Source organism: Sporosarcina aquimarina (assembly GCF_023715615.1).
Lineage (GTDB): Bacteria > Bacillota > Bacilli > Bacillales_A > Planococcaceae > Sporosarcina > Sporosarcina aquimarina_A.
In genome coordinates this window covers 407,112-427,563 of record NZ_JAMBOM010000001.1, presented here as the reverse complement: position 1 = coordinate 427,563, position 20,452 = coordinate 407,112, and the positions used below count along the sequence as shown (strand labels likewise).

General features: G+C 43.6%; 17 protein-coding genes and 1 riboswitch. Of the genes, 4 read left to right on the top strand and 13 right to left on the bottom strand.

The features are described 5' to 3' along the window. Positions 1–99: 99 nt before the first annotated feature. The 8 genes from M3197_RS01935 to M3197_RS01900 all read right to left on the bottom strand — a co-directional run bounded on the left by M3197_RS01935 (position 100) and on the right by M3197_RS01900 (position 10,303). Positions 100–1,341 (bottom strand): metal-dependent hydrolase family protein, encoded by a 1,242-nt coding sequence (locus tag M3197_RS01935; protein WP_251658325.1) that lies wholly within the window; start codon positions 1,339–1,341, stop codon positions 100–102. Positions 1,342–1,356: 15 nt separating this feature from the next. Beyond that, positions 1,357–2,529 carry a hypothetical protein gene (locus M3197_RS01930; RefSeq protein ID WP_251658324.1) on the bottom strand — a complete coding sequence of 391 codons (1,173 nt, stop codon included), beginning with the start codon at positions 2,527–2,529 and terminating at the stop codon, positions 1,357–1,359. A gap of 400 nt (positions 2,530–2,929) precedes the next feature. Beyond that, complete coding sequence (locus tag M3197_RS01925) at positions 2,930–4,108, bottom strand: MGDG synthase family glycosyltransferase (RefSeq protein WP_251658323.1); 1,179 nt, start codon at positions 4,106–4,108, stop codon at positions 2,930–2,932. Positions 4,109–4,120: 12 nt separating this feature from the next. Next, a complete protein-coding gene (locus M3197_RS01920; protein WP_251658322.1) occupies positions 4,121–4,732 on the bottom strand; it encodes a DedA family protein in 612 nt (203 codons plus the stop codon). Next, positions 4,722–5,456 (bottom strand): polysaccharide deacetylase family protein, encoded by a 735-nt coding sequence (locus tag M3197_RS01915; protein WP_251658321.1) that lies wholly within the window; start codon positions 5,454–5,456, stop codon positions 4,722–4,724. Before M3197_RS01915 ends, M3197_RS01920 begins: the two co-directional genes overlap by 11 nt. Before the next feature lie 342 nt (positions 5,457–5,798). Then, positions 5,799–7,562 carry an adenine deaminase gene (locus M3197_RS01910; protein ID WP_251658320.1) on the bottom strand — a complete coding sequence of 588 codons (1,764 nt, stop codon included), beginning with the start codon at positions 7,560–7,562 and terminating at the stop codon, positions 5,799–5,801. Positions 7,563–7,584: 22 nt separating this feature from the next. Further along, the gene (locus M3197_RS01905) at positions 7,585–8,901 is read right to left on the bottom strand and encodes an NCS2 family permease (protein ID WP_251658319.1); all 1,317 of its coding nucleotides are present in this window, start codon (positions 8,899–8,901) and stop codon (positions 7,585–7,587) included. 196 nt (positions 8,902–9,097) lie between these two features. Then, positions 9,098–9,201, bottom strand: a riboswitch (purine riboswitch). 223 nt (positions 9,202–9,424) lie between these two features. Further along, a complete protein-coding gene (locus tag M3197_RS01900; RefSeq protein WP_251658318.1) occupies positions 9,425–10,303 on the bottom strand; it encodes a LysR family transcriptional regulator in 879 nt (292 codons plus the stop codon). Positions 10,304–10,433: 130 nt separating this feature from the next. Here M3197_RS01900 and hutG point away from each other — a divergent pair, with 130 nt between their 5' ends. The 3 genes from hutG to M3197_RS01885 all read left to right on the top strand — a co-directional run bounded on the left by hutG (position 10,434) and on the right by M3197_RS01885 (position 13,809). Next, positions 10,434–11,399, top strand: a complete 966-nt coding sequence (gene hutG / locus M3197_RS01895) for a formimidoylglutamase (protein ID WP_251660042.1) — start codon at positions 10,434–10,436, stop codon at positions 11,397–11,399. After that, positions 11,389–12,582 carry a sodium/glutamate symporter gene (gene gltS / locus M3197_RS01890; RefSeq protein ID WP_251658317.1) on the top strand — a complete coding sequence of 398 codons (1,194 nt, stop codon included), beginning with the start codon at positions 11,389–11,391 and terminating at the stop codon, positions 12,580–12,582. Before hutG ends, gltS begins: the two co-directional genes overlap by 11 nt. A gap of 120 nt (positions 12,583–12,702) precedes the next feature. Beyond that, a complete protein-coding gene (locus tag M3197_RS01885; protein ID WP_251658316.1) occupies positions 12,703–13,809 on the top strand; it encodes a M24 family metallopeptidase in 1,107 nt (368 codons plus the stop codon). Positions 13,810–14,516: 707 nt separating this feature from the next. Here M3197_RS01885 and M3197_RS01880 read toward each other — a convergent pair. The 5 genes from M3197_RS01880 to M3197_RS01860 all read right to left on the bottom strand — a co-directional run bounded on the left by M3197_RS01880 (position 14,517) and on the right by M3197_RS01860 (position 19,208). Then, positions 14,517–14,663 (bottom strand): hypothetical protein, encoded by a 147-nt coding sequence (locus M3197_RS01880; protein WP_251658315.1) that lies wholly within the window; start codon positions 14,661–14,663, stop codon positions 14,517–14,519. Positions 14,664–14,767: 104 nt separating this feature from the next. Then, positions 14,768–16,138 (bottom strand): ABC transporter substrate-binding protein, encoded by a 1,371-nt coding sequence (locus tag M3197_RS01875; RefSeq protein ID WP_251658314.1) that lies wholly within the window; start codon positions 16,136–16,138, stop codon positions 14,768–14,770. Positions 16,139–16,360: 222 nt separating this feature from the next. Further along, positions 16,361–17,149, bottom strand: a complete 789-nt coding sequence (locus tag M3197_RS01870) for a carbohydrate ABC transporter permease (protein WP_432813975.1) — start codon at positions 17,147–17,149, stop codon at positions 16,361–16,363. A 26-nt stretch (positions 17,150–17,175) separates the two neighbouring features. Continuing rightward, complete coding sequence (locus tag M3197_RS01865) at positions 17,176–18,078, bottom strand: carbohydrate ABC transporter permease (RefSeq protein ID WP_251658312.1); 903 nt, start codon at positions 18,076–18,078, stop codon at positions 17,176–17,178. Then, positions 18,075–19,208 carry an ABC transporter ATP-binding protein gene (locus M3197_RS01860; RefSeq protein ID WP_251658311.1) on the bottom strand — a complete coding sequence of 378 codons (1,134 nt, stop codon included), beginning with the start codon at positions 19,206–19,208 and terminating at the stop codon, positions 18,075–18,077. The genes M3197_RS01865 and M3197_RS01860 overlap by 4 nt, the downstream gene beginning before the upstream one ends. 154 nt (positions 19,209–19,362) lie before the next feature. On the opposite strand from M3197_RS01860, the gene M3197_RS01855 reads away from it, so the two are divergent. Then, the gene (locus M3197_RS01855; protein ID WP_251658310.1) at positions 19,363–20,229 is read left to right on the top strand and encodes a glycerophosphodiester phosphodiesterase family protein; all 867 of its coding nucleotides are present in this window, start codon (positions 19,363–19,365) and stop codon (positions 20,227–20,229) included. Positions 20,230–20,452 lie beyond the last annotated feature (223 nt).

Here is a 20,452-nt window from a genome sequence, read left to right as displayed (position 1 = left end):
AGCGTAAATCAACACCGGTTCATTTCGATTTATGAACTGCTAAAAAGGCTATCCTGAAGAGTCATTGACCTTCTGGGATAGCCTTTTCACATCTAGCAATTATCGAATATCTTTTTCGATCTTACCGTCTTTGATAACAACTTGAATCGTATCATGATTCGCTAACGACTTAATATCTTCTAACGGATTACCTTTAGTAATGACGATGTCGGCAAGTTTGCCTTTTTCAATCGTACCAACGTTTTCTTCCCAACCGAGACATTCCGCTGCGGTTTTTGTAGATGCTACAATTGCATCCATCGGTGTCATCCCTGCGTTGCACATGAGTTCAAGTTCACGCAAGTTCGTACCGTGTTTGAATACACCCACATCAGTTCCCATTGCGATTTTCACGCCGGCTTTGTATGCTTTCGTGAAACTCTCAACATGATGATCAATGACTTCTTTCGACTTTTGAACCGCACTTGCAGGCATTCCAGTTGCATCCGCTGTTTCAAGTACTGCAACAGGTGCTAACAAAGTTGGCACTAGATACGTTCCATTTTCAATCATAAGGTCAATGGCTTCATCGTCAATGAAAATCCCATGCTCGATCGAGTGAATGCCAGCACGTACTGCATTTTTAATCCCCTCTGCTCCTTGCGCGTGTGCCATGACGCGTGTATTTTTACGGAACTTTCCTTCTTCCACAATAACTTTCAGTTCTTCCAATGAAAACTGCGTGAATTCTGGATGATCGGTTGCGCTCAAGACTCCGCCTGTTGCATGGACTTTTATAACTTCAGCACCAGCACGAAGCATTTCACGAGTTTTCTTACGGACCTCTTCAACACCGTCACACATTCCGTTTGGCATGCCCGGATATTCTGAAGCAAGCAAGTCCACTGTTTTCCCTGAAACGGTATAGCCATCTCCGTGACCACCTGTTGTCGTCAACGCGTTAATACTTAACTGCATTCGTGGTCCTGAAATCAATCCATCTTCCACTGCCTTTTTGACTCCAAGATCCGTACCAAGTGCATCCCGAACGGAGGTAACGCCCGCATACAATGTAGTTTTCAAGTACTCTGCAGCTTGGTAATACATGAACGAAAACGGTGTAGCAAGACGCTCTGAGACTGGTGAATATTCCATCATCATATGCACATGCGTGTCGATGAATCCCGGAACGATTGTGCCACCTTGAGCATCAATTGTCGTCTCATTCCCAGTATGTGTGTATCCTTTTTCGTCTCCTACGTAGTCAATCCGATTTCCAGATACGACGACAATTTTATCTTTTGTTGGTTCTGCACCTGTTCCGTCTATAAGTAGTCCATTTTTAATGATTGTTTGTGTCATGAAAAACCCTCCATTTTATAATGTTTTGATTAAGATTCCTGCAATGATGACGGATGCAACAGTGACTGTCGTAAATCCACCGATAACCATCGGAGCGAGCAATTCATTGAAAATCACTTTTTCTTCTTTCTCGTCTCGTGCACAGCTCCGACTCACTTCTTCACAGAGGATATAGTCTCCAGGGAAACCGAACAATGCTGTAAGAGCGACAGGCATTCCTTTGTAAGGGTGCCATTTGACAAGTTTTGCGGTGAGATAACCACCAATTGAAATTCCGATACTTCCTATTGCAAGGATAGTAATTATCGCCGGTAAATTTTCAATTACCTGACCTGGTGTCACGCCAGCCATTGAACCAATAACGACAAAGATGATACCAATCATTGTAATCGTGAATGAATTCGCACGTTCCAGTTCGCTCGATTCAAATACGCCTAATTTCAAGCCTATAATCCCAATCAATAAGCACCAAAGTGTGTAATGGATTGGTGTCACCGTACCAAGTGCTACCCCGATTGCTGCTCCTGCAAAAACGAAGAATAATTTAAGAACAGCACTCGTGCGTAGAGGACTTTTCTTCTTCTGTACAACTTTTGCCTCTTCTGTCTCCATAGACTCACCCGCCATTGAAACAAAAGAACCGTCGTCGATTTGACCTTGAATGACTCCTGCATATTTTTTCATGAAATGCATTGCAAGGGGCATTCCCACAACACCTTGAAAAGCCACAACGAGCGCAGGAATGATGACAATTGACGTTAATCCTAGTTCTGTCAATTTCTCTGAAGTTACTAGTAGTGCAATGATGCCACCACTGACTGGTCCAACTCCTGCAACCGCTGTTGGATAGTCAAATATTAATGGCACAATGAGTAAAATCAGGATTCCTGACACAATCACGCCGCCAAGTGCAATAATAACGGCTTTATACTGTGATTTCACAAGTGAAAACGGGATCATCGTTCCCATATGTACAATCGCCGGTCCAATTAAAATAGCTCCAAGTGCAGCGAATTGGGAAATCTCTAAAATATCTTTTGGGAATATTCCAGTCCAAGTAAGAACTAAGAAACCGACCATCGCTGTCAGAAGCATTGGAATCCGTGCTCTGGAAATAATAGATAGCCATTCGCCGAGCGCAATTAATGAGAGTACTAGTACAGTAGCTATGAGTGGATTCGAAAGCATTCGGCTTATCCCCTTTTTGATTTATCTAGTATTTCGCAATTTTTAGTTGCGAGATATCCAATATATCACCGATAATTTTATATGTAAATAGTTTTTTCGACACCTTTCGACTTTTCTGTATACTTTCCATTCATGTAATCGCTTACTTCGTTGTCTTCATCGTATTTGTCAATCGTCATTTTTTTAGCATTAAAATGCATGTCTTTTCTTTTCCACGATATTTTAGCTTCTTGGGTGTATTTTTCTTTCAATCTAGTCATGAAAGATGGGAATTCTCGTCCACCTCAATGCTTCAAATCAACTTCAGCTACTTCCTAGAACAACAAAAAAGCCCGCAATGTGCAGGCTAAAAAACGATGTATGATGAGTTCGAATCTGTTACTAGTTAGAGCACTTGTCTTCACGTCACCGTTATCGATCGACGCTTTAAGGATGGTACTTTCCCTTGAACTTTTTCACCTATTGGTGCCAGCAGTTGTTCGATAACAGTTACGAGCTGTTCATCAGTTTGGATTGACAATTCGTCTGAATATGCATCCATCGCACTTTTCCACGATTCCATTCGCCCTTTGTCTGACAACATTTCCCGCAACTGGTCAACTAGCGGAGTATCCGGCGTGAGCTGCGTAACCAATCCTTTTGGAATCAGCGTTTCTAAGTTCATTTCTTCTTGACCAGGTAATGCGGAATGGATAAACATCGGGATTTTTTTTCGGAGCGCTTCACTAACTGTGACTCCACCCGGTTTGGTGACAAGGGCGTCTGCAACTTCATAGAGTGCATTCATCTCTTCTCGGGAAGTTACGTACGATAACGGTTTAATATGAGGAAGATTCCATGATTCAATTTTTCGATGTAACCGCTCATTGCGGCCGCATAGTACAACGAATTGAAAATCTTCTACCGACTCCAGTTCCTCAAACATTCGGGAGGGACATCCCAATCCACTGTTTCCACCTGCTAGAAGAATTACCGGTTTGTCATCAGGCTTATGCAAGGACGTGCTGTTATCAGTACGCCTGATCTTCCTGTGAACTGGAATTCCTGTGACAATTAGCTGTCCTGGTACGTTCGGATTCTTCGATAACTGCTCCTTCGCTTCCAAAGTCGGCAGAAAATGTGCGTCAATTCCACGATGTCCCCAGTAATCATGAACGAAAAAATCCGTATAGACATTCACGACAGGTACGTGGCATTGGCCAGCTAGTTTCAGTTTACTGAGCATGCAAGAGGGCAGACTGTGTGTACAGAAAATAAGGTCTGGCTGCTCCTCTCTCAATATTTTTTTCAATTTGTGCAAAAACAACGGTTGATGCCAAATATACTGTTCGTCCAGCGGCTCTTGGCTGAAATAGAGTTTTTTATAGGTCTTGCTATAAAGGCGAGGTGCACGTTTAATCCATTGCAGATAGCCTGTTGTAATGACTTTTTCCAGCAATTTATTCGTTTCCGACAATAAGTCGATTTTTTTCACTTCAGCGTCAGGATACCGTTGCTGAACTAGATCCATCAGTGCCTCCGCTGCCTGATGATGTCCTGATTGCATTTGTAGATGCGGAAAAAACAAGACCTTTTTCATCCTTTGCACCTCCTATGTACGTGTTTTATAGTTTTTCACGTTCTTCTTCGACTTCACTTTTTTTAAAAGGAACCACCCTATCATTACCAATAAGAAAAATAGTCCTACGAGGGAAGCATAACTTGGGTTAACATGGAACGATCGGCCGAGCACATACCCTGCTATCAGAAAAGGCATCACCCAAAGAATTGTTCCAAAAACAGCTAACCCGAAGAACTGATAGAACGGCATGCCAGTCAATCCCGCAAAGTATGGACTAATCTGCCGTATGCCGGGCATAAAAAAACCAAACACAACTGTACGGTTACGTCTCCTTTTAAACGATTGCTCCGCTTTCTCCCAGCGTTCTTTCGTCAGGCCAATAAATTTCCCGACTTTGTGCAATAGTGGGTATCCAATGAATCTACCTCCTCCGTAAGCGGCCAACATGCCAGTCAATGCACCTAGTACCGCAGCGATTGTAGATGGAAACAGTTGGAGTTGATGTTGCGCAACCAGAACGCCTATCAAAAAGATCAATGATTCTTCAGGTGAAGGAATGCCGACAATTCCAAAGAATAAGAGAATGAAAATGACGAGGCTGCCATACTGAAGGAGATAGTCTGTCATCGCTTCAATGGACATGACCATGCTCCTGTCCATACTTCATCAGCTCATCTGGCGCGATGAATCGGGTACCTTTTTTAGTCGCATCCTGAATATAAGATTCCAGCACGTGAAGCATATGTGCTGGAGCTTCGTCATCCGCTCCTGGGTTGCTTCCATCATCATGCAGCACCACAATCGATCCATCTTTTGGGATTGCACGCAACCTTTCAGACAGCTTTTCATCGCATGTTTGAATCTTCCAATCTCCAACAATGTGTGTCCACATGATCGTGATATATTGACGGGAGACGGTCATGGTCGCTAGATTGAAACGTCCCCAAGGAGGACGATAAAAAATAGGTTCACTTCCAGTAAGTTCTTTAATCACTTTGGCCGTACGCTTGATCTGTTGATAAGTTTGGTGAGGAGTGAGTCCCCAAGGTGACACGTGTTCGTAATGGTGGATGCCAATGGAGTGCCCTTCTGCATGCATTCTTTGTATGATTTCTGGATAGTTTTCGGCATGCCTCCCTACAACGAAAAAAATAGCTTTGATATTATAATGAGCTAACAAATCGAGCAATCTCGGTGTATAAAGTGGATTTGGACCATCGTCGAATGTAAGCGAAATTCCTGTGCCGTTACACACCTTTTTCCGAATTCCGATACTCGTTATGCGGATAAATAGCGTGGCAACATATGTGTACAGACTATAAAACAGTATGGGTACAGCAAAGAAAATTAGTAGCCCCTTCCTCATCGATCTCCCCCTCCTTTTCTATCTCCTGTATTCTATGTTTTACCCATTCTTTTGGAAGTTGAACATCCTTAGTATGACAAATCTTTCTTTTGAAATAACTAGGGAATTCATGAAGACTTTCTTAAGATTACAAGTGATACATGAATCTTCTTTTTAGTTATATGGAAAAACCGTGCATGACGTTCATGCACGGTTTCTTTTCATTTTCTTATTTGGGTATTGACGTTGTGAGCAAAAAATCTCTAATTGATTAAGGTAAGTAATTCAACCGATGCCGTTGTTGAGAAATTTGAAAGTCTAAAGTTCAACACGAACCGCCTTCTATAAACGGTTACATTAGAATTATTCCGCAAACAAAGCAATCATCTGTTGTGTGTGAACATCGACCAATCCCATGTCTGTGATACGGATTTCAGGGATAACTGTAAGTGTCAGCGATGAGAGAGCCATGGATGGTGATCTTCTGCCGACTTGAACTCCCATAGAGCGTGCGACTTCGTTGAACTTTTCAACTTTTGGACCGAGCTGTTCGATAGGTTCAGCTGCCATCAGCCCTGCGATTGGTAAATCCACTTGAGCTTGTACGATTCTATCTTTGATTAAACACAATCCGCCTCCTGATGTTGCAAGTGCTTGTGATGCCGTATACATGTCAATAGCGTTTGTACCGACGGATACAAGATTATGGCTATCGTGTGCGACAGTCGTTGCGTATGCACCTTCACGAAGACCTGCATTTTTTAGAACGCCAACAAATGGCTTACGATTTTGTCCATGACGCCCCGTAACCGATGCGAATAGATACCCTTCCGGCAGCTCAGAAATCACGCCATCCTTAACAGTCAATTCCACTGTTCCGCGCGCAGTTGTCCCAATTTTCGTCATTTCCATTGTTGTCACAGTGACTTTCCCATTTTCAATCGGTGCTTTTAGAACAAAATCAGAAGCATTAAGTTCCGGAAGCTTGACAGTATTCTTAGTCAATGGAGGAACAGCGCTTTCGATCGATTCAAGAAGCTCGCCCGATTTTACAACCATCCTACCTTCTGACCAAACGTCTTCCACTTTCATGGTTTCGAGTGATTCCACTAATGAGAAGTCTGCAATGTAACCCGGTGCGATTGCCCCACGATCATGTAGACCGAATCGTTGCGCCCCATGTAACGTAGCAAATCGAATGGCAAGTGGTGCTGGAATTCCCTCTTCGATACAACGACGGACGACACGGTTCAACTGTCCATTATGCAACATGTCATTCGGTTCCACATCATCTGTACACATCGCGATATTCGATGCATAAGGGAGCTGTTGCCATGCTTTTGCGGCAATATCTGCGAACTGGCTGACACTCGATTCACGAATGTAAATGAGCATACCCGCACGCAATTTCTCCACAATTTCCTCGACTGTACGACTTTCATGATCGGAATTCACCCCAGCTGCCAAATACGCAGCAAGATCACGCCCACCAGCACGAGGCAAGTGGCCTTCATTTAACACACCAGCATCAAGCCCAGTTTGGACAATCCCTGCCATTCGTTCATTCTGCTGGATAACCCCAATGTAATCCATGATTTCTGCGATTCCGACAACATCAGGTAATTTCAACAACTCCGCCACTTCAGCAGGCCCAAACTCAGCACCTGCTGTTTCCACGCCCGGTACAGCCGGAACACAAGAGGGAATCGTCGTCAGAATTTTAACCGGAAGTCCACGACTTGCTTCCACCATATACTGGACACCTTCAGCTCCAAGTACATTTCCGATTTCATGTGGGTCAATCACAGCAACAGTCGTCCCCCGTTGAATCAATGCCCGGGCAAACATATCCGGTGTCACCATCGTACTTTCGATATGGACATGACAGTCAATCAATCCAGGAATCGCGTACTTTCCACGACCATCGACGATTACTTCTCCTTCTAGTTTGAAGTCTGGTAGTCCATTTTCGTATCGGGCAATCGCGCTGAATCGATTTTCTTTAATTCCGATATCTGCCTGATAGATTTCAGCCGTAAATACGTTGACGAGTTGAACCCCTTCGATCACCGTATCCATCCGGACATCTCCACGTGCAGCAGCTGTAATTTGTTTGCGAGTATACATAAAACCTATCTCCTATCTATAGTTATTCTGCAATTGTAATGAAATATAAAATGAGCGGTACAACAAGCACATAAAGTCCAGGATGAATTTCTTTATGACGTCCTGAAAGTGCCTTCACAAGTACGTATATGATAATCCCCGCTGCGATTCCGTTACCAAAGTTGAAAGTGAAAATCGTAATGACAATCGTCATGAACGCTGGAAGTGATTCCGTTACATCTTCAAAATTGATATTACGTACAGCAGATAGCATCGTCAACCCTACTAATATCAATGCAGGCGCCGTTGCTTCTTTCGGAATAATCATAATTAACGGTGTGATGAAGATTGTCAGCAAAAATAGAAGTCCTGTTGTGACCGCAGTCAATCCTGTACGTCCACCCGCCTCAACACCTGCCGCAGATTCTACATACGTCGTCATAACGGGAACGGAAAATAGCGATCCCAATGCAGTTCCTCCTGCATCGACGAGAAATGGTTTATCGATATTGGGCAAGTCCCCATTTTTATCCAACATATTCCCTTTACTTCCGACGCCTAACATCGTTCCTAGGCTTGAGAAAAAGTCAGGAATGAAAAACGCCAGTAAGAACGGGAAATACTCTAATTTTAGAGCATTTAAGATATCAAGTTTGAATGCTACTGGTGCAATACTTTCTGGCATAGAAAATACCGAAGTCGGTAGCTTCGTAATGCCCATCGGAATTCCAATGATTGTGACCAAAACGATTCCAATCAGCAAGTGTCCACGGACTTTACGAGCCAACAGCACTGCCATGATGAAAAATCCAATCAATGAGAGAATCGCATTTGGCGAACTCAAATCCCCTAGTTGAAGCGAATTTGACTGTTCGCTAGCCTGTACAAGTCCTGCACTTCTGAATCCAATCAAAGCGATGAACAACCCTACACCTGCACCAATGGAAAGTTTAATAGCAGGCGGCATGAGCCGAACAATCAGTTTTCTAAGTCCCAAAATGGTAAATAAAACGAACAGAATCCCTGAAATGAACACCATCCCCATACCCGTCTGCCAAGGAATTCCTTCTGCTAGGACAAGGGTGACCGATAGAAACGCAACAGATCCTAGACCTGGAGCGAGTGCGAACGGTCGGTTGCTGTATAGTCCCATTATGATAGTAATGACACCCGTCATCAAAATAACGGCTACTGTCGCAGGACCTTTTGGCAATCCAGCGTTGTCCAACATGCCAGGTACGACAATCAGAACATACAGCATCGTCATGAAAACCGTTAACCCCGCAGCCATTTCCGTTCGGGGCGTCGTGCCGAATTCCTTTAGCTTAAAAAGTTTCTCTGTTATCCCTTTTGCATTCATCTGCAAACCTCCTAATTATCGTTCAGACTTACTTGTACAAACATAATATCTCTTGTATCTCTAGTTATTGCATACGCATGCAATAAAAAAGTCCGGCGTGCAACAAGTAGTTGCAAACCGGACATACGAAAGTCAAAGGGTGTGTGCAGACCTCACGATTTCTTCATGCTAAAGAACACAAAGAACCATAATGCTTACACACTATTCTTCAACTCGTAGTCCGGTTCTTTCATTGGGAACCTGGTAGAGACGCTCAGACCGTATTACTGAGCATATACGAGAATATAGTCACTTTTATCACTTTGTCAGTATACATAGATTGTTATTCAATCACAAGCATTTTATGAACAATAATTATTTTTCTCCTTCAATCGTTCGTATTTGAAGACTTTTCTTTCACAAACAAAAGTATTTATCGCAACTTTCCGCCTACTTCCAATACAGTTATACCCAGCTAGCAATTTCAAGGAATACTAAATGAGCAACCTTTTCACGCAGAACGTCACTCTATTTCCAGATTGGATTATATACTCGCTAGCATTCTTTGCAATAATGCTTCAATTGCTGGTGGGCGGTATCGGTTTTTCACATAAGCTAAATACACTGTCCTTTCAAGACTCGGGCTATCCAGTTCTCGAATTGCGAGAGTTTCTGGCACAACTTCTCCAATGTAATTTCGAGGAATAATAGAGACCCCGATGCCTGCCTCCACTAATGTCAAAATGGTTTCGAAGCGATCCGCTTCGTAACAACTATCCATGTTTACGCCCGCTTCTTTAAACGCTTCATTGATATTCACCCGTGTTTGAAATCCTCTACTCGTGATGATAAACGGCTCATCTGCGAGATGTCCTAAGTCAACCTCTGCTCGATTTGCTAGAGGGTGCTCTGCATTCAAGACGAGGACTAATTTTTCTTTATACAAAGGCGCGGTTACAATATCAGGTTCATCGATATATTCATTCGTCAAACAAATATGAACCGCATAATTGCGTAACGCCTGCTCAATGTCATTGCGTCCGAGGACTTCTTTCAGAACGACATGCATGTCAGGATATTCCTCCCTATACCACCTCAACACATTAGGAATCCAGTTCTTTACAGATTCAATCATGCCTAGTCTAACTTCTCCACTACCCGCCACTTTCACTTCATTCACTTCTTTTTCAAAAATATCCATTTCAGATAATATGTGAAGGGCACGCTCGTAAAACACTCGACCCGATTCCGTCAAATCCACCCGCTTCGTTGTCCGGTCCAATAACTGAAAGCCAATTTGTCCTTCAAGCGTCCGGATTGCTTTACTGAGGGAAGGTTGGGACAAATGTAGCTTAGTGGCAGCTCCTGAAAAACCACCTTCTTTAACGACAGCTACAAGGTAACGAAGCTGTTTGATGTCCATTGTCCTCATCTCCTTCTTTCGATCTATTATAACCTGAAAGCATAAGTAAATGAATTATAGATATTTGAAATAATAAATGAGTGCTCGTATAATGAAGCGTATTGCACTTAACCTTGAAAGGGTGATTCCTATGATCAACGCAACGAATCAAGAAGTCTGGAGCGGTCGAATCGACGATGTTACCAACCGTGCAGCATTTCGTCTTCATCAAGTGATGCAGCTGAACTCACCGAAAGAAAGCGCTACCAGTCCTACTTGTGCACTGATTGGGTTTTCATCTGACGAAGGAGTTCGACGAAATAACGGTCGAACAGGAGCTGCTGCTGGACCAGATTCACTTCGAAGTGAACTTGCGAAACTTCCTTGGCGACAACCAGAGTCACACCAAATTGTTGACTTAGGAACCGTTGTTTGCGAAGATGGGAAGCTAGAAGACGCACAGCGTGAACTCGGTCAAACTGTCCGCCAATGCTTAACTGATAAAAGAAAGCCAGTTATTCTTGGGGGTGGCCATGAAACCGCTTTCGGGCATTATTTAGGAGTACGAGAATTCGTTGGTCCTGATGCGAAAGTAGGTGTTATTAACATTGATGCTCACTTCGACTTGCGTAGTTATGACAAACAAACGTCTTCAGGCACAATGTTTAAACAAATGTTAGACACAGATGACACTACCTCTTATTTCGTCTTAGGTATACAAGAGTTCGGTAATACACAATTATTATTTGACGAAGCGGAACGTCTTGGCGTTCACTATATAACAGAACGTCAATTAGAAGAGACTCCTGTTGAACACATCTATACTCAGCTCCATCATTTTATCGCTACTCAAGATTATATTATGCTTACGCTTTGTTCAGATGTATTGGACGCTGCTGTAGCACCCGGCGTCAGTGCACCTTCGCCATTCGGACTTTCTCCGAAGCAAGTACGAGAACTCATTCGTATTGTTGCGTCTGCACAGAAAACGCTTTCATTTGACATCTCAGAAATCAATCCTTCTCTCGATGAGAATGGCCGTACGGTTAAACTCGGTGCTTACTTAACGAATGAAGCGATTGTCTCACTGCTTGGAGGTACACAGAATGACGGTTGAATTGAATCAAGTAACAACGCTGTTCCTTGCAATGGCGCTGTTGCTACTAGGTAATTTACTTGTACGTAAAATCGGTATTTTTCAGAAGTTCTGCATACCTGCTCCTGTTGTTGGCGGGTTACTTTTCGCGATTCTCGCAACGATTTTGAAAGCGTCCGGACTCGTCAATTTCACACTCGACACGTCGCTTCAAAACTTATTCATGCTCACATTTTTCGCAACAGTGGGTCTTGGCGCGAGTTTTGCACTCATTAAACTCGGTGGTAAATTGCTCCTTATCTATTGGGCCGCTTGCGCAGTCCTGGCAATCATGCAAAATGTGATTGGTGTTTCTATGTCCTATTTATTCGACATTCATCCCCTCATCGGAATGATGGCAGGAGCTGTTTCCATGGAAGGTGGACACGGAGGCGCAACTGCTTATGGGACAACTGTCGAAGCAATGGGTATCGACTCAGCATTTTCGATTGGAATTGCTGCTGCAACATTCGGATTGGTTGCGGGTGGATTAGTCGGCGGACCTCTCGTGAAGTATTTAATCAAAAAACATAACTTGAAATCCACTGAAACTGAAGAATCCTTCGAATATGTTGCCGAAGCACACGACCCTGCAATCACGGTCGACAACTTCACAATGCAAACATTCCTTATTGTTGCTTCTATGGCAGGCGGTTCGTTGCTTGGTGAAGTGTTCACGAACTTGACAAACGGTATCGTATTGCCGAACTATGTTGGCGCAATGTTTGTGGCAGTAATCGTCCGAAACGTTGTAGACCGCATCAACGGAAATATCGTTCACATGCGTAGTATCACCCTAATAGGCGACGTTGCTCTAGGTATCTTCTTATCCATGGCACTTATGAGCATTAAGCTTTGGGAAGTTGCAGGTCTAGCACTTCCATTACTAATCATCGTCTTTGTACAAGTTCTATTCCTCGTACTATTTGCGATCTTTGTTCTGTTCCGCATTCTAGGCAAGAACTACGATGCCGCTGTAATGTGTGCAGGGTTTGCAGGTCACGGACTTGGGGCTACACCAAATGCGATGGCAAATATGGCCGCTGTAACCGCACGATACGGCCCATCTCGAACAGCGTATTTAATCGTACCCATTGTTGGTGCGTTCCTGATTGACGTCGTTTCAATGCCCATCATCATTACAACAATGAATATCTTTAGTTAACATTCGCAACCGGCTACTGGTAGCCGGTTTTTTTGTGGAGTCATGATGCAAATTCCTGTTGTTCTTCTATCAATTACCTCATAATAAAGCTATATACTGCATATTCAGGAGGAATTCAACATGACTGACATGTACGAAAAACGACGCCAATCGCTACACTCACACCTACAGGACCAATCACTAACCGCGGTGCTCGTAACGGACCCTGCCAACGTGTTCTATTTCACAGGGTTCAACTCGGATCCACACGAGCGTTTCCTAGGGTTATATATAGAAGCAAACGATGGCAAAACCATCTTATTTACACCAGCTCTCGACAAAGATGCAGCTGCAGAGAGTTCGGATATCAAAGAGATTGTTTCGATTTCAGATGAACAGCTTCCGTTTGACGTCATCCGTTCTACTGTCGGACAGCTAGAAGGAATCGTTGGAATTGAAGCAAAAGCATTCAGCTATTTCCGTTACAACGAGTTCTGCACTGCCTTCCCTACTGCAGAAGTCACAGATGTTCAAGCGTTCATCAACCAATTACGAAAACGTAAAACACGTGAAGAAATCTCTGCATTGAAGAAACCGATTGAAATTATCGAGCGCGTGCTTGAAGAAGGCATTAAGCTCGTAAAAGTCGGTATGACTGAATCAGAACTAACAGCCGAGCTTGAATACTTAATGCGCAAATTCGGCGCAGATGGTCCCTCTTTCTCATCAATTGTCCTATCTGGTGAAAAAGCTGCTTTGCCTCACGGCGAACCTGGCGAGCGGAAACTGCAAGTCGGTGATTATTTGCTAATAGACTTCGGAGTAGCCAAAGACGGCTATATGTCCGATACGACACGGACATTCATTATCGGAGAAGCATCCGATCGCCAACGACTCATTTACGATACGGTACTTGCATCGAACCAGGCAGGGATCCATGCCGTCCAAGCTGGAAATCCATTGAAAACGTTCGACATCGCTGCACGCAACGTTATTCAAGAAGCTGGATTCGGTGAATATTTCAACAATCGTGTCGGCCATGGACTCGGAATTGAAGTGCACGAAGAGCCATCTATCCACATGAACAATGAAGACATCGCAGAGCCCGGTCTCGTGTTCACAATCGAGCCAGGCATCTATATTCCTGGTGAAGGCGGCGTCCGCATTGAAGATACTGTCTATATCAACGAAGACGGTGAAGTGGAAGTCCTTTCTACATTCCCACGCGAGTTAAAAGTTTTAGGCTGATAGAAATTTTGAATTGTCGCTTGCATCATGTCATCTACATGCTGCAAGCGGCTTTTTTGTGCAAATATCCTCATTTCATAGAGGGATAGCCCTTCTTCAAACGCGCGGAGCGCTACCAATTACTCCCTTAATAATGTTGAATTGTGTCTCGTTATCGAGAAACTCTGCTACGTGTCGGAGAAATCAGTTGGGGTGATCGAGAAAGTCTCCCAGTGTCCGAGAAATCGTTCGGAGTGTCGGGCAATCCCTGAGAACTGTCGGTGAACGCAGAATGCACTGCTCATAGCGGGATAGCCCTTCTTCAAACGCGCGGAGCGCTACCAATTACTCCCTTAATAATGTTGAATTGTGTCTCGTTATCGAGAAACTCTGCTATGTGTCGGAGAAATCAGTTGGAGTGATCGAGAAAGTCTCCCAGTGTCCGAGAAATCGTTCGGAGTGTCGGGCAATCCCTGAGAACTGTCGGTGAACGCAGAATGCACTGCTCACAGCGGGATAGCCCTTTTTCAAACGCGCGGAGCGCTACCAATTACTCCCTTAATGATGTTGAATTGTGTCTCGTTATCGAGAAACTCTTCTATGTGTCGGAGAAATCAGTTGGAGTGATGGAGAAAGTCTCCCAGTGTCCGAGAAATCGTTCGGAGTGTCAGGCAATCACCGAGAACTGTCGGAGAACGCAGAATGCACTGCTCATAGCTAACTAGCCTTCACCAAACATTCCTGAAAAACGCAATAACTCCGCGAAACAGCCATTGAATCGGTACAAATACTATATCAGGTACGACAAAAAACAAATCTGACAAGCATCCACTCTCTTCTTTCTTCTTATTACGCTTAGCCCTTTTTCCATTCACCCACCGTCACCTCTTCCTACTCAATTCCCAGTATCTTCTACGCATCCTCCTTTAATCCTTCCTTACACAAAAAAACGCCCCACCGAAGTGGAGCGTCTACACTCTTACTTTTTCGTCTTATTTGCAACTTCAATTGCACGATTCGTTCCTTCAGCCGCTTGTTCCAATGCTTCAGCCGGATCTTTTCCTTGATACATCTCTTCAAGTGCCGTCACAATTTGTTGACGCGACTCCGGGAACACGGAAATAAGCGCGCCTTGAGTTGCATAGCCTGGCACCGTATCTTGTAACTGATCCACAGTCACTTTATATTGAGGGAACTCCGCCCATTTCTCTTTCACGTTTTCTTCCTCATATGCTTTCGGGTTAATCGCAAAGTAGCCCGTATCCAAATGCCACTTCGCCTGAACTTCAGGAGTTGTTAAGTATTGCATGAATTCCCAAGCAGCTTCTTGCTCCTCTTCCGCAATTCCTTTTGACATCCAAAGTGATGCCCCACCGATTACGACGCCATTGCGCTTCACTTCGTCCGCATGTGGGATATATGCAACACCGACTTCAAAAGGTGCAGTTTCGATTGCTCCTGCAACTCCTGCAGATGAATCCAAATACATCGCTACTTTTTCTGATGCAAACGCTGCACGGATATCATCCCAGTTTGTTCCAAAATTGCCGAACGTTTTCGCTTTGTTCATTGTATCGAGTGTACGGAATACGAGACGGCCTTCATCACTATTGAATGCAGCTTCTGTTGCATCTCCTGTACGTCCATTGTTTTCATTCACGTATTCTCCACCTTGTGTTGCCAAAAGTTGCTCGAAGAACCATCCATACGTCAGCATGGAGAACCCATACATATCTCCTGTTGTCAGCTTTTCCGCAGAATTGATGACCTCTGCAAACGTTTCAGGTGCTTTTTCAGGATCGAGTCCAGCTTCTTTGAATGCATCTTTGTTATAAATCATAACTGGTGTGGAAGAGTTAAAGGGCATGGAGTACAGCTCGTCATCCACTTTGTAGTAGTTCAAGATGTTCTGCTCAAGCTCCTCAACGTTAAAATTGTTTTTGTCGATAAACTTCTGGATTGGCTCAATATAACCGCTGTCGATCATATACTTTGTACCGATTTCAAAAACTTGTGTGATCGCGGGAGCGTCTTTCGTCCCCCCGACACTACGTAGTTTTGTCAGCGACTCTTCATACGACCCTTGGAATTCGGCTTTCACTTCATATTCATCTTGAGACTCATTGAAGTTCGCAACGATTTCATCCAACGACGTCTGCCCAGTCCCGGACATGGCGTGCCAAAACTCGATCGACACTTTGCCATCTTCCGTCTTCGTAGCTTCGCCTTTCGCGTCTTCTCCCTTAGTCCCTTCCTCTTTCGTGCTGGAGTCACTATTCGTACACGCTGCAAGGACTGCCAGACTGAGTACCGTTAAAAATAATAGCAAGAGCTTCACAGTTTTTCTCATCTTCCTCTACACCCCATCTCTCATAGTTTTCATTCTATTGTTCTGCTAATAAACAGTGTTGATTTACGCTTCAGACGGACGCTTTCCGCGGGCTCGATCTCAGCCTCCTCGGCGCTACGCTTCTGCGGGGTCTTCGATCTTCGCTGATTCCGCAGGAGTCGCCGTCTTCCGCTCCAATCAACGGAGTATATTTGAAGTTAATGATTCATTTATATAACACCTTCACTTCAAAGCCCCCTGCGACAAGCCTTTTTGCAATTGCTTCTGTCCGATGAACAACAGCAATAACGTCGGAATGATGACGACGATAACACCTGCCATGACCACCCCCCAATCGGTTGATATCTCTTGAGATTGCAACTGCTTTAATCCGATTTGAACTGTCCTCACCGAACTATTCGTCGTGATCAGCAGTGGCCACAAGTACATATTCCACGTCGTCAGGAATCCATATGCTCCAAGAGTGACAAGGCTCGTTTTGGAAACCGGTAAAATTACTTTCCAAAAGAAAGCAAAGCGACTGAGTCCAGCAATCTGGGAAGCCTCCTGCAACTCTTTCGGAATCGTTTTGAAATGCTGGCGTAACAGAAACGTTCCAAACGCAAGTGCAAAAAATGGTAGGGACATTCCTTGATACGTATTCAACCAGTCGAGCTTTTGAATAGTAAAAAAGTTCGGGATCATTGTCGCTTCCCATGGAATCATCATCGTTGAGATGAACAAGAAGAATACGAGATCTCTTCCTTTAAAAGGAATAAAAACGAATGCATAGGCCGCCAAACTGCAAACTGCGAGCTGTCCAACCATGACAGTTAGCGAAACAACGAAACTATTCAACAAGTATTTGAATAACGGAAGCCTGTCAAACACCTTCGCATAGTTATCGAAATTAAAGGCTTCCGGAAAAAATCGACCTTGCAGAATTTCAGATCCACTCATAAACGAAATCATGAAAGCATACAACACAGGGAAGAACACCAGAAAGGATGTGACAGTCAATAGAAAGTAAATCCAAACTTTCTTAAGCGTCGAGTCTCTCACTGATAATGCACCTTCCTTTCGACAAGCTTAAATTGAAGGAGGGTGACCACCAGAATGATGATAAAAAGAATGACCGCCTGCGCACTTGCCGTTCCAAATTGATAATTGATGAACGCTTCCCGATAAATCGAGTACACAATTAAGTTTGTTGATTGAGAAGGTCCTCCTTTGGTCAAAATATCAATTTGGCCAAAAGTTTGAAATGCATTAATTAACGAAATGGTGATGATGAAAAATAACGTAGGTGAGAGCATTGGTATGGTAATGCGCCGGAGTCTGTAAAAATACCCAGCACCATCGATACGTGAGCTCTCGTACAGATGCTCGTCAATGTTTTGTAATCCTCCGAGAAGGATCAGAAATGAGAACCCTGTGTTCATCCAAATTGTTGAAATCGCAATCGATACAAGTGCCCATTCCGGATCCAGCAACCACTGGATCTGCGGAAAATCGAGAACGAGCAAAATTCGATTGAAAACCCCGACACTCGGATGAAACAAAAACAACCAAATGACTGAGGATGCGGCAACGGAAATTCCCATTGTTGACGAATACATCGTTCTAAAAAAACCAATACCTTTTAGCTTTTCATTTGCGAGCAACGCAAAAAATAAGGCGAGAATAATTCCTACAGGCACCGTATACAGGACAAATAACCCAGTTGCCTTCATACTATTCAAAAATGCAGGAGATGTGAGTAAGTAGCTGTAGTTTTCAAACCCTACACTGACCGCTGCATTTCCGTTTTGATCGGTCAGAAAAAAACTTAAGTAAATCGTCCGGATCATCGGATAAAAGAGGAAGACCGCAAATAAAATGATAGATGGCAAGAGATATAAAAAACCAATACGTAAGTTTGCAGAACGTTTCCAGACACCAGGAGCACGAACGGTCGTCATAGAATCACCTCTTTCGCAATCGAGAGATGCTCAAGACCCTCTGGTTTACGAATCAGCTCTCCTGTCTCTTCATCAAATACACAGAAGTATTCAGAGCTCAACAGAATCGGAACATGATCACCAATTGCGATATCCCATTGTCCACTCCATTTCGCCATCCATTCTCTCTGTCCGATTTGGAATGAAAATACAGTCTCATTGCCAAGGATTTCGACATTCGTCACCACTACCTGAATCCGATTTCCACTCTCCGTCCCAGACACGAGTGGTTTTATATGCTCTGGTCGTATTCCTGCTAGTAACGACCTCGCAGAACTCGCTACAAGCTGTTCCTCGTTCAGTGGAACATGGATCGTATCTTCAACGAAAACACCAGACTTGGTCGGTTCTGCCCTGGCTGGACAAATATTCATGGGGGGGGACCCGATAAAGGTCGCGACGAACGGATTCGCAGGATAATTATAAATATCGATTGGTTTTCCAACTTGCTGGATTTTTCCTTCGTGAAGGATCATAATGCGATCACCCATTGTCATTGCTTCCACTTGGTCGTGTGTTACGTAGATCATCGTAATGCCAAGCTTACGCTGAATTCGGCGGATTTCCATCCTCATGTGAGCACGTAATTTCGCATCCAAGTTGGAAAGCGGCTCATCCATCAAACAGATTGGTGCTTCACTTACAATTGCACGTGCAAGAGCAACTCGCTGTCTCTGACCACCTGAAAGTTCACGAGGTTTACGCTTCAAATAACCGGTTAACCCCAGCATTTCCGCAACTTCGTTTGCTCTTTCTGCTTGAACGGCTTTTTTCACCTTCTTCACATCGAGTCCAAACGTTATATTCTGTTGCACTGTCAAATGTGGATACAACGCATAATTTTGAAACACCATCGATAGATCACGCTTGTCCGGAGACAAATGATTTGCTCGTTTCCCGCCAATCTCAATTATTCCACCCGTAATCTCTTCCAGTCCCGCTATCATCCGCAGCATCGTACTCTTGCCACACCCAGAAGGACCGACTAAGACAAAAAACTCTCCAGGTTCGATCGTTACGTCGATATTCGAAATCACATCGACTTGTTTGTCATAAGACTTTGACACGTCAATCAGTTCGACTTTCTTCATCCAATCCATCCTTTCGGGTAGTCAACTTCCATTTGACCTGTCGCTCTTAACAAGGTCATGGTATCATTTTCAGTAACCAGTTTTCGTACTATTTACATAAGTTAACATCATCTTTACACGAGGTTTACATTCAAAAGGAACGGAGGTCACTCTCTTGAAACTACTAAAGGTCGGCACTATTCTCCTTCTCTTCCTTTCCGGTTGCTCTCCCACTTACCAACAACCTGTTTCTTTACCGACAGAACCGTTTCTTGTAATTGCGCACCGCGGAGCTTCTGCGTATGCGCCAGCGCACACTTTTCCTTCGTATGAGCTTGCGATTGAAATGGGCGCTCATTATATTGAACTCGATCTCCATCGGACAAAAGACGGTAAACTTGTCGTTCTTCACAACGATTCAATTGAATTGAATGGCAGTGAATTGGAGATTGATGAGATCACCACTGATACGTTAAGCGCGTTCAAACCTGCAGATGAATTCAATCGTCCGGACAACGAATTCGCATCTCATAGATTTTCGAGTCTACGAGTACCTTCTCTTGAGCAAGTACTGCGTGAATTTGGAGACCAAACTAATTACTACATTGAAATCAAATCTCCCGATCGTTATCCAGGTATCGAACAGCAACTCTTGGAACAGTTGGACGGTCATCACCTGTTAGACCGAGAAGATCCGCTCCCGAAAGTTATCATCCAATCTTTCAGCAGTGATAGCTTAAAAAAAGTACATGAATTGAGTCCCAGCACTCCACTAATCCAACTCTATTCATTTAAGAAAAAAGCACATTTATCCGCTTCAAAACTGAAACAAGTCTCGCGATATGCCTCGGGTATAGGAGTAAACGCAGAGGCCGTTTCAGAACAGCTTGTAGAATCCGTACATCGGTCTGAGTTAGCCATACACCCTTTTACGGTCAATCAATTAGAGCAAGCTTCCACTCTCATTTCACTTGGAGTGAATGGTATTTTCACCGACAAACCTGATCTTATAATAAACCTTATAAATCAAAATTCTAAATAATAGTAAATTTCAAAATAATTATAGCATACTGTATGCAAACATTCTCTACACTATCCAAAATTGTTAAATATATTGAAGTTAATACTCTCTTAAATAGGTCTTATAACTTCAATACATATGCCAATAAACCTATTCAAGCCGTCAAAATTTTGTCGATAAATGACGTATATCCTTCAGATGGTTTCTTTCCCATTTACTTCTATTTATCATATATTATTTAGGA

Bases quoted from the DNA above. Each gene is read 5' to 3' on its own strand.
- M3197_RS01935 (WP_251658325.1), bottom strand. From the start codon at position 1,341: ATGACACAAACAATCATTAAAAATGGACTACTTATAGACGGAACAGGT.
- M3197_RS01930 (WP_251658324.1), bottom strand. From the start codon at position 2,529: ATGCTTTCGAATCCACTCATAGCTACTGTACTAGTACTCTCATTAATT.
- M3197_RS01925 (WP_251658323.1), bottom strand. From the start codon at position 4,108: ATGAAAAAGGTCTTGTTTTTTCCGCATCTACAAATGCAATCAGGACAT.
- M3197_RS01920 (WP_251658322.1), bottom strand. From the start codon at position 4,732: ATGTCCATTGAAGCGATGACAGACTATCTCCTTCAGTATGGCAGCCTC.
- M3197_RS01915 (WP_251658321.1), bottom strand. From the start codon at position 5,456: ATGAGGAAGGGGCTACTAATTTTCTTTGCTGTACCCATACTGTTTTAT.
- M3197_RS01910 (WP_251658320.1), bottom strand. From the start codon at position 7,562: ATGTATACTCGCAAACAAATTACAGCTGCTGCACGTGGAGATGTCCGG.
- M3197_RS01905 (WP_251658319.1), bottom strand. From the start codon at position 8,901: ATGAATGCAAAAGGGATAACAGAGAAACTTTTTAAGCTAAAGGAATTC.
- M3197_RS01900 (WP_251658318.1), bottom strand. From the start codon at position 10,303: ATGGACATCAAACAGCTTCGTTACCTTGTAGCTGTCGTTAAAGAAGGT.
- hutG (WP_251660042.1), top strand. From the start codon at position 10,434: ATGATCAACGCAACGAATCAAGAAGTCTGGAGCGGTCGAATCGACGAT.
- gltS (WP_251658317.1), top strand. From the start codon at position 11,389: ATGACGGTTGAATTGAATCAAGTAACAACGCTGTTCCTTGCAATGGCG.
- M3197_RS01885 (WP_251658316.1), top strand. From the start codon at position 12,703: ATGACTGACATGTACGAAAAACGACGCCAATCGCTACACTCACACCTA.
- M3197_RS01875 (WP_251658314.1), bottom strand. From the start codon at position 16,138: ATGAGAAAAACTGTGAAGCTCTTGCTATTATTTTTAACGGTACTCAGT.
- M3197_RS01865 (WP_251658312.1), bottom strand. From the start codon at position 18,078: ATGACGACCGTTCGTGCTCCTGGTGTCTGGAAACGTTCTGCAAACTTA.
- M3197_RS01860 (WP_251658311.1), bottom strand. From the start codon at position 19,208: ATGAAGAAAGTCGAACTGATTGACGTGTCAAAGTCTTATGACAAACAA.